The following is a 1,194-nucleotide window of genomic DNA, read 5'->3' as shown; positions in this document are numbered from 1 at the left end:
ACGATACCTTGGGCAAAAATCCCGAAGGCCGCAAAGTCAAAGGCGTGATTCACTGGGTTTCCGCTGAACACGCCGCCGAAATCAAAGTCCGCCTCTACGACCGCCTCTTTACCGTCGAGCGTCCCGATGCCGTGCGCGGCGAAGACGGCAACTACCTGCCGTTTACCGATTTCCTCAACCCTGAATCCATCAAGGAAATCACCGCCTACGCCGAGCCTGTCGCAAAAGATTTGCCGGCGGAGAGCCGTTGGCAGTTCGAGCGCATCGGCTATTTCGTCACCGACCGCAAAGACCACAGCAAAGACACGCCGGTGTTCAACCGCACGGTAACGCTGAAAGATTCTTGGCAGCCTAAGTAATCTGTTTGCAGTCGCTATATTGAAGGCCGTCTGAAAACGTGAAATCCGGTTTTCAGACGGCCTTTGTCGATAAAAGGGATGAGATGGAACGTTATTCTGTACATTTGAAACTGCTGGGAATGGCGGTGTTGTGGGGTGCGTCTTGGCCGATGGGGCGGATGCTGGGGCAGTCGCTGCCGCCGCTGACGGGCGGGGCGGTTCGGTTTGTCTTGGCTTCGGTTTTGTTGTTGGGCTGGTTGTTTGCGCGCAGTAGGTTCGCGACTTTGGCGGCTTTGTCGGCGCGGCAATGGCTGGGTTTGACGGCAGCCGCTTCCGTCGGCGTGTGCGGCTATGCGGTGTTTTTTATGCTGGGTTTGCAGACTATGCCGGCAGGCAAGGCGGCGGTGGTCGTGGCGGTGAATCCTGTGTTGACGCTGCTGTTGGCAACTTGGTTTTTCGGCGAGCGTCTAAACGCGAAGATTTTGGCGGGTATGCTGCTGGCGGTCGGCGGTGCCATTATGGTGGTAACGCAAGGGCAGCCGTTGACGGTATTGTCGGGCGGCATCAAGGCGGGGGAGTGGCTGATTTTCGGCTGCGTGGTCTGTTGGGCGGCTTATACCTTAATCGGTCGCGCGGTTTTGCGCGGGATAGATGCGCTGACGGTAACGACGGCAACGTCGTTCATTGGTGCGTTGATGTTGTCGGTGGTGGCGTTGTGGACGGACGGAATACCGTTTGAGGCGATAGCGGCAATGGATGGGCGCGGTTGGACGGCCTTGGCGTGGCTGGTCATCGGTGCGACGGTATTGGCCTATGCGTGGTATTTCGAAGGCGTAAAGACTTTGGGTGCAGGCAG

Annotated in this window: 1 protein-coding gene and 1 pseudogene; both read left to right on the top strand. The window is 57.8% G+C overall.

Annotated features, from left to right (window positions below):
* Positions 1–359 (top strand): annotated as a pseudogene (locus tag ACTHUM_RS14755) (glutamine--tRNA ligase); the annotation flags it as partial.
* 83 nt (positions 360–442) lie between these two features.
* Positions 443–1,194: DMT family transporter (locus ACTHUM_RS14750; protein ID WP_440403256.1), on the top strand; the 752-nt coding region annotated here is incomplete at its 3' end.

Source organism: Neisseria sp. P0021.S006 (genome assembly GCF_051956895.1).
This window is presented reverse-complemented; position numbering and strand designations above follow the sequence as displayed.